The 6,685-nt window shown below is 60.3% G+C and carries 8 protein-coding genes and 1 pseudogene; 7 read left to right on the forward strand and 2 right to left on the reverse strand.

Going from position 1 to position 6,685, the window contains the following annotated elements:
• Nucleotides 1-499: 499 nt before the first annotated feature.
• The 7 genes and pseudogenes from E4M07_RS28695 to E4M07_RS28725 form a co-directional block, all read left to right on the forward strand.
• Nucleotides 500-736 (forward strand): annotated as a pseudogene (locus E4M07_RS28695) (transposase); the annotation flags it as partial.
• A 1,056-nt stretch (nt 737-1,792) separates the two neighbouring features.
• Nucleotides 1,793-2,386, forward strand: coding sequence for an invasion associated locus B family protein (locus tag E4M07_RS28700; RefSeq protein WP_169054465.1), 594 nt, complete (start codon nt 1,793-1,795; stop codon nt 2,384-2,386).
• Nucleotides 2,387-2,530: 144 nt separating this feature from the next.
• Complete coding sequence (locus E4M07_RS28705; RefSeq protein ID WP_169054466.1) at nt 2,531-3,685, forward strand: carboxylate-amine ligase; 1,155 nt, start codon at nt 2,531-2,533, stop codon at nt 3,683-3,685.
• Between the two features lie 110 nt (nt 3,686-3,795).
• A complete protein-coding gene (locus E4M07_RS28710; RefSeq protein WP_136661843.1) occupies nt 3,796-4,455 on the forward strand; it encodes a GPP34 family phosphoprotein in 660 nt (219 codons plus the stop codon).
• A 93-nt stretch (nt 4,456-4,548) separates the two neighbouring features.
• Nucleotides 4,549-4,893 carry an STAS domain-containing protein gene (locus E4M07_RS28715; RefSeq protein WP_136661844.1) on the forward strand — a complete coding sequence of 115 codons (345 nt, stop codon included), beginning with the start codon at nt 4,549-4,551 and terminating at the stop codon, nt 4,891-4,893.
• Between the two features lie 443 nt (nt 4,894-5,336).
• The gene (locus E4M07_RS28720) at nt 5,337-5,627 is read left to right on the forward strand and encodes a type II toxin-antitoxin system HicB family antitoxin (protein ID WP_169054467.1); all 291 of its coding nucleotides are present in this window, start codon (nt 5,337-5,339) and stop codon (nt 5,625-5,627) included.
• Between the two features lie 104 nt (nt 5,628-5,731).
• Nucleotides 5,732-5,989 (forward strand): hypothetical protein, encoded by a 258-nt coding sequence (locus E4M07_RS28725; protein WP_136661846.1) that lies wholly within the window; start codon nt 5,732-5,734, stop codon nt 5,987-5,989.
• An 81-nt stretch (nt 5,990-6,070) separates the two neighbouring features.
• On the opposite strand, the gene E4M07_RS28730 is transcribed toward E4M07_RS28725, so the two are convergent.
• Both E4M07_RS28730 and E4M07_RS29435 read right to left on the reverse strand, forming a co-directional pair.
• The gene (locus tag E4M07_RS28730) at nt 6,071-6,418 is read right to left on the reverse strand and encodes a hypothetical protein (protein WP_206057431.1); all 348 of its coding nucleotides are present in this window, start codon (nt 6,416-6,418) and stop codon (nt 6,071-6,073) included.
• 87 nt (nt 6,419-6,505) lie between these two features.
• Nucleotides 6,506-6,685, reverse strand: a 180-nt coding sequence (locus tag E4M07_RS29435; RefSeq protein ID WP_206057432.1) for a hypothetical protein, incomplete at its 5' end; no start/stop codon positions are given.

Genomic DNA, 6,685 nt, shown 5'->3' on the forward strand with positions numbered 1-6,685 from the left:
AGGACCTCCCGGTACGCGCGGCGCACCCTCCCGTACGGCAATCCAGTCACATGCCAGCTTGACGGCCACATAACGGCACCGCAAGAACAAGCCAGGCCGCAACACGAAAAAAGAGATCCAGGAGCACAAGGGCTCCCGGACCACGATACAACGGATCATGCATCAAAAGAAGTACACACAGGTTCAGTGCTGATATTCGCAACAGGGCAAAGCCCCAAGGCGAGTGAAACTGCTTCCAATCCGCGTCCGCATTCGCATCATGGCACGCGCCGCAAACAATCGGGACTATCGTTTCCATCGGGCCGGAAAGGGGCAGCGCCGCCCTGGTCGGCGCGGATGCGGACACGTCGCTGGTTGAGGAACTGGCGGTCACGCCGGGCAATGCCCACGACGGGAGGAATGGCGAACATGCGCTTCCCGACGATCCTGGCGATGTGTATGCCGACAGTGCCTATCGGGGGCAGGTCTTTGCGGACGCCGTGACACTGCGCGGTGGTGTGCCCTTGTGGTCCAAACCGGCGTTTGGACGAAAGACGATCCCGTGGCACAGGCGCAGGCGGAAAAGAAGATGGCGGATCGGAACGCGGCCATTCATGCCATTCGATGCCGGATCGAGAAGATCTTCGGAACCTGGAAACGCTCCTATGGTTTCCGCCGCATGCGATGGCGAGGCATCGCAAAAGCCCGTCTGCAAACCCGCTTCACCGCAATCGCCTACAACCTCAGCCCCTCGTGAAACCATCCTTTCAGGGATCAAAATGGCTCGCGCACAGCTCCCTCACGCAAAAAAACCAATCCCCTGCATCATAACGCCATTTTCATCGCGAACCCTCAACCCGCACACAGGTCTAAAGTTAGACTAAGCTAGCACGGACATAAAAATGAAGTACCAAGAAGCACTATTGCGCACCTCAGACCGAAAGAAACCGACCCAGACAGTGCCGAATATGTGCACCTCGGATACTGCGGCCTCGACGACGAGAACGGATGGACTCGTCCTGTCATGGCCAGTCCACGACCATCATCCATTATGGTACCACGGTCCGCGGGCCGAGATGGACGACTACTGTGCGATCCAAATATCCGGCACGCAATAAATCGCGTTCATAGTGCGCGCAAAACAAAGAAGATCGGCATTCGACACACAATACACCTGTGTACAGTGTGGCCTCAGCGCATGGAGCAAACCGAACATCACGCTCCGTTGAGGCGAATGTTGCGAAACCACGATCACAATTTGACCCGGGCGCCCCTGTTTGCCGGCCCGCTGGCCGATGGCCCGCCGTCTGCCGCGTGCCTTTGGCGCGGCGGATCTGTTGCCTGAATGACACAGTGTTTGTTTTCCTGTCGGGTGGGGTGTCTGTTTCGGGGCGTTTGCGGCGTTTACCTATGGTTTCGTTTCGCCCGTTCGCGGATCCGGCCCGGGTCTGGCCGGCCGTGCCGGCGGGTCGAGGCGGGGGTGTCTGCGGTGTTCCGGCGGATTGCGCCCGGCGGACGGTCCTGCGATCGACCCGCGTGTCGGGCATGGCGGTCCGCTCCGGCGCGTTGGCCTATTCATTCCATAGCCACATTCTTCGTGGGGGGGGGGTAACACTTCCCGTGACGCGAATGTGCCGCCGTCGCCGTCTTCCGGGGCTGGCGGGGCCCGGAATCGTGTAACGCGCGAAAAGACGCCGGCAGGACCGACGGACCGGCAGAAATGGCGGCGTGTTGGACAAGCGCCGCACAATGACGATGACAGGGGACGCTGCACATGAGAGCGGCTTGGGGGTTTTTGATGAAGAACATATACATGACAGTCTGCGTTAGCGGCCTTGTGTTGGCCGGTGCTGTGGCTTTGCCGCTGCTGGCTTCCTCTTCCTCGATGGGCACGGTGCCGCGACAGTATGCGCAGGCATCGCTATCCGTGCCGGTGCCCGATGTGGCCGGAGCGGCGCAGGCACAGGAGGCCGCGGCGCCGGCGCCGGATGGCAGCGCCTGGCAGGTCAATTGCACCGGCAGCGGCGCAGTCCCTGTGATGCATTGCACGCTGTTCCAGCGGGTTCCCGACAATCAAAGCGGGCGGCGTCTTTTGCGTTTGAGCATTGAGCGCCTGGCAGGAAGCGATCATGAGATCTTGAGACTGGAAATGCCGCACGGACTCAGACTTGACCAGGGTGCGCGCCTGGCTGTCGACGATGGCGGGGAGATCATCCTGCCCATTACCCGAAGCTATCGGCAGGGCGTTTACGCGAGAACCCGGCTGTCACCGGAACTGCTGACGGCGCTGAAGCGCGGAACGAGCCTCAGGATCGTGATGGATACGGTGGACGGGTCCACGGTAACGATAAAGATGTCGCTGATTGGCTTCTCAGCCGCTCACGCGATCTATTCCGGTGGTGGGTAGCCCTGCCCGCTCCGCACTAGCCTGGCCCCGGATCGGCCGGTGGCCCGGCCGGTCCAACGGACATCGCACGATCGCGACCTTACCCGGGTTTTAATCGTGGTCATGGTAACGGAAAATTTCAGTCATTATTCATAGATGAAACCGATGGAAAAACATTCAAGGCCGAACAAACTGCCAGTCGCGTTGGGTGTTGAAGAAGAATTCTTTCTGGTCGATCCGGAGAGTCGCGATCTTTTTGCGGACCCCGATCCCAGAATTTTCGAATTCTGCGCCGGCAATTGCGGTCCGCACGGGGTTACGCGGGAGTTTCTTCGCTCGCAAATCGAAACCGGAACGCATGTCTCCACGTCGGTTTCCGGACTGAGAAAAGCGCTGCTGGAAACGCGCCGGACCGTCATTGAGGGCGCCGAGCTATATGGTGCCGCGGTTATGGCGGCTTCGATGCATCCATTTGCGGCGTGGCAAAAACAGGAGATAACGCAAAGAGTACGTTATGAGCAGTTCGAGCAGACGTTTCAGGACACGGTCCGCCGCTCCGCGTTAAGCGGCATGCATATACACGCGGGCTTTGCCGATGCGGACACGCGTGTGCGGATTATGACGGCGATGCGCCGGTATCTGCCGCTATTTCATGCCCTGTCGGGCTCTTCACCCTTTGCCGAGGGGCGCGAGACAGGTTTTAAGTCGTGGCGTTTGACGCTGATGGGGGGCCTGCCGAGGACCGGAATGCCGCCTGTGCTCGACAATTACGCGCAGTTCGAGCGCATAGTTACACAATACCGGCAGCGTGATTTCATCAGGGACGGTAGCGAACTTTGGTGGGATATGCGGCCGTCACATGCCTATCCGACATTGGAAATGCGTGTCTGCGATGTCTGCACGCGACTCGAGGACGCGCTTGCCATAGCGGCACTCTACATATGCCTGATACGGTTTCTCGTCCGATTGGAGAAGGACGGTGTCATAACCGACGAGCCGCCTGCCGAGATCATTGCGGAGGATCGCTGGATTGCGCAGCGCTACGGCGTGTTCTCCCATTTTGGAGGTTTCGGGTGCGGGCGCACTGATATCGGCGACTGTCTCGCCGGCCTTGTCGAGGACCTTGCCGCGGATGCGGTTGAACTCGGCTGCGAAGCCGAGTTGCGGCATACACTTGCCATCGTACGCGACGGAACCGGCGCGGACCGGCAGCTTGATCTCTATCGCCTTTGCCGGCTCGGCGGCGACAGCCACGACCGGGCACTGCGCCGCGTTGTGGACGCTGTGCTGGAAGAGACACGGGATGGGGTTGCGGGCTGAGCGCGGCATTGTTGCGCTTGACGACTGCCGGGCCAAGCGGGCGACAGCCGGAACGCTGGGGCATTCCGGACGCAGATCAATCGGTCAAGGAGAAAGGGAGAACGCGGCAAATGCTGACACTTGTTGAAGAAATAATTCTTCTCACGCTTGAAGACAAGAGTGGAAAGTTCATACATGTTCCGGAGCATTGCATCCGCTACGCGCTTTCGGGCGCCGTCCTGATGGAGCTTGCGTTTCTGGGCAGAATCGATACCGATCCGAAGCGTCTTTTCGTCACGGACCGCGAACCCGTGGACGATGATCTGCTCGACCCGGTGCTCGGCAGGATCTGCGGCTCGAAAGAACAGCATGACTGCAGCTACTGGATCGTCGAAGTCGGTCGGGACGCCAAAGACATTCGCGAAAGGGCGCTCGAGCGTCTGTGCGACAATGGCATCCTCAATGTGCATGAAGATCTCTTTCTCTGGGTTTTCAGGTCGCGCCGGTATCCCTCTGCGCGCGACGGGTCGAGCGAGCGTAAGGAGGTCAAGTTGCGCATGATGTCGCTGCTTTTCAGCGACGAAATACCTGCGCCGCGCGATATCGCCATTATGGGGCTTGCGGATACTTGCGGCATATTCGCGCGACTGCTTGCACGGCCGGAACGCGAAAGAGCGCGGGCGCGTATCGACGCGATACGCAAGCTGGAACTGATTGCCCGAACCGTTAACGGGTCCGTCTTCGACATCGAGATCGAGCTTGCCCGGGCGATGACGATGCGGCCGTACTGAACGCCAGCCTGCGGAAAGGCGGGTCGTCATGGCTGGCTGCCGGTTCGGGATAGGCAGACTTTGAAGTGGAATGAGCCAAGGAAGGATCGAGGAATGAAAGTCGAGACCCAGAAGATCGAAAATGCGCTGGTCGCGGCCGTGAGCGGGCGGCTTGATGGTGCGTCGGCGAGCGATTTTGAGGAAAAGTTCTCCGGGGCTCTTGTCGGACATGGCGGCTCCGTGGTTTGCGACCTGGGGGCTGTGCCCTATATCAGCAGCGCGGGCTTGCGCGCTGTCCTGGTGATTGCCAAGCGGCTCTCGCAAGCCGACAGGTCTTTCCTGGTCTGCGGACTGAGCGGGCCGGTTGCGGAAGTGTTCCGGCTTTCAGGCTTTGATCGCATCATTTTGACGCATGAGGACCGGGAGGCTGCTCTAGCTGCCCTCAGGCTCTCTGAATGACTCAATGGCGGCAAAAACCCGAACGAATAACCTGACTGGCGCCACGGGAATGCCCCTCACTATGCGCCGAGCGGCGGGCTGCTTGCGGCGGTGAGCCGCAGGAACACGCCGGTTCCAGGGCGGCGCAGCCCCTTTCCGGCCCGATGGAAACGATAGTCCCGATTGTTCGCGGCCCGTGCCATGATGCGAATGCGGACGCGGATTGGAAGCAGTTTCACTCTCCTTGGGGTTTTGCCCTATCGCAAATATCAGCACTGAACCTGTGTGTACTTCTTTTGATGCATGATCCGTTGTATCGTGGTCCGGGAGCCCTTGTGCTTCTGGATCTCTTTTTTCGTGTTGCGGCCTGGCTTGTTCTTGCGGTGCCGTTATGTGGCCGTCAAGCTGGCATGTGACTGGATTGCCGTACGGGAGGGTGCGCCGCGCGTACCGGGAGGTCCTTTGTGCGTTTTGAACATGTCGCCTTGATCCATCGCCTTGAGGACAGGCGCTTCCGAGTATCCTTTCCCGATGTGCCGCAATGCATCGGCACGGGCGGCACGCCGCGGCGTGCGGTCCGCAGCGGCCGTGCGGCCTTGCGCAAGCATATCGACAGCTGTGTTCGGCACGGTTCGCAACTGCCCGTGCGGTCCTGTTTCGGGCCGGATATCGGGGATGCGTTCGCAATGGTTTTCATCGCCGTCGAATGCCGGGAGCGCGGCGGCCCCACTGACGGCGATCTCCGGACGCGGTGAATGGATACTGGGCGGCAGGCCGCGTGTAACAAGACATGCCGATGATCTATCTGACCCCGGTGCCCTCGGCAATCCGCGTCGTGCCCTTTCGATAGGCGTATGCAATGCCATCGGTGAGCATCGTTTTGCTCGCCGGCCGCACGCGGCGCCGCTTCGGCGACGGTCTGGAAGGCGTCCGCATCGGGGCCGTCAATGACGACGGTGATGCCGGGATTGGTGCACAGCGCATAAACGACCGGCGCCACGCCGAAGAACAGGAGCAGCGCCAGGTAGGGCGACAGCATGGCAATGACGAACCAGCGATCCTTCTGGCGCTTTGTCGCAAGGCTCGAAACCGTCCTGGATTATTGCGTCAGGAGTGATGTCATTTCTGCGAAAGACCGCTCCCGTAGGCTGAGGACGCGGCGGCAACCGCATCCCCGATTGACTTGCTTGGCGATCCTTTAACCGGCCACCTTTGCCGAGTTCTCGATCTCGGCCGCATAGTCGGGCAGCTTGTCGACAATGCTTGCATCCGAAGCACCGTCAATCTTTGAAAACGCCGCCATGATATCGAAGCGGTAAACTCCATAGGAAGGATGCCCATACGGTGCCGACGCTTCCATTTTGTCATAGACGTTATTTTCCGCATACCATGGATCGCTTGCAACGCGGTCGCGCCACACGGATGAGCTCTCGGCATGGGCCGGCATGGACGTTGCGCGCCCCTGAAGCCCCGTTTCGGTGGTCATCCGGCGGATAGGCTGAAGGACTTCGTGCGGATGCCCGATATTGCGAAGGCTGCCGAACACGCCTCCGCCCCAGCTCCAAGTGTGGGGTTGCGCCTGGCCGTCCCACTTCAGCGATTCGGATGCCGCAAGAATGCCTGAGTCCAACCCTTAGAGCGGACGCATGACGTGCTCGCCGAACCAGGTCGGGCCGCATGTCGCATCGCAACGGGCGTCGGGATCATGCTGCCGGCAGGGTTCGTTTGCCGGGCGGGACTTGCGGGTCTTGAAGGGCCGCGTTGCTGTTGCGCGTCGGATCTGTTGCCTGAATGACACAGTGACTGTTTTCCT

The sequence above is a fragment of the Nitratireductor sp. XY-223 genome (assembly GCF_004959855.1).
GTDB lineage: Bacteria > Pseudomonadota > Alphaproteobacteria > Rhizobiales > Rhizobiaceae > Hoeflea_A.

Excerpts from the sequence above, each read along its gene's own strand:
- E4M07_RS28725 (WP_136661846.1), top strand. The coding sequence starts at position 5,732 with ATGCCATCGGTGAGCATCGTTTTGCTCGCCGGCCGCACGCGGCGCCGC.
- E4M07_RS28715 (WP_136661844.1), top strand. The coding sequence starts at position 4,549 with ATGAAAGTCGAGACCCAGAAGATCGAAAATGCGCTGGTCGCGGCCGTG.
- E4M07_RS28705 (WP_169054466.1), top strand. The coding sequence starts at position 2,531 with ATGGAAAAACATTCAAGGCCGAACAAACTGCCAGTCGCGTTGGGTGTT.
- E4M07_RS28710 (WP_136661843.1), top strand. The coding sequence starts at position 3,796 with ATGCTGACACTTGTTGAAGAAATAATTCTTCTCACGCTTGAAGACAAG.
- E4M07_RS28700 (WP_169054465.1), top strand. The coding sequence starts at position 1,793 with ATGACAGTCTGCGTTAGCGGCCTTGTGTTGGCCGGTGCTGTGGCTTTG.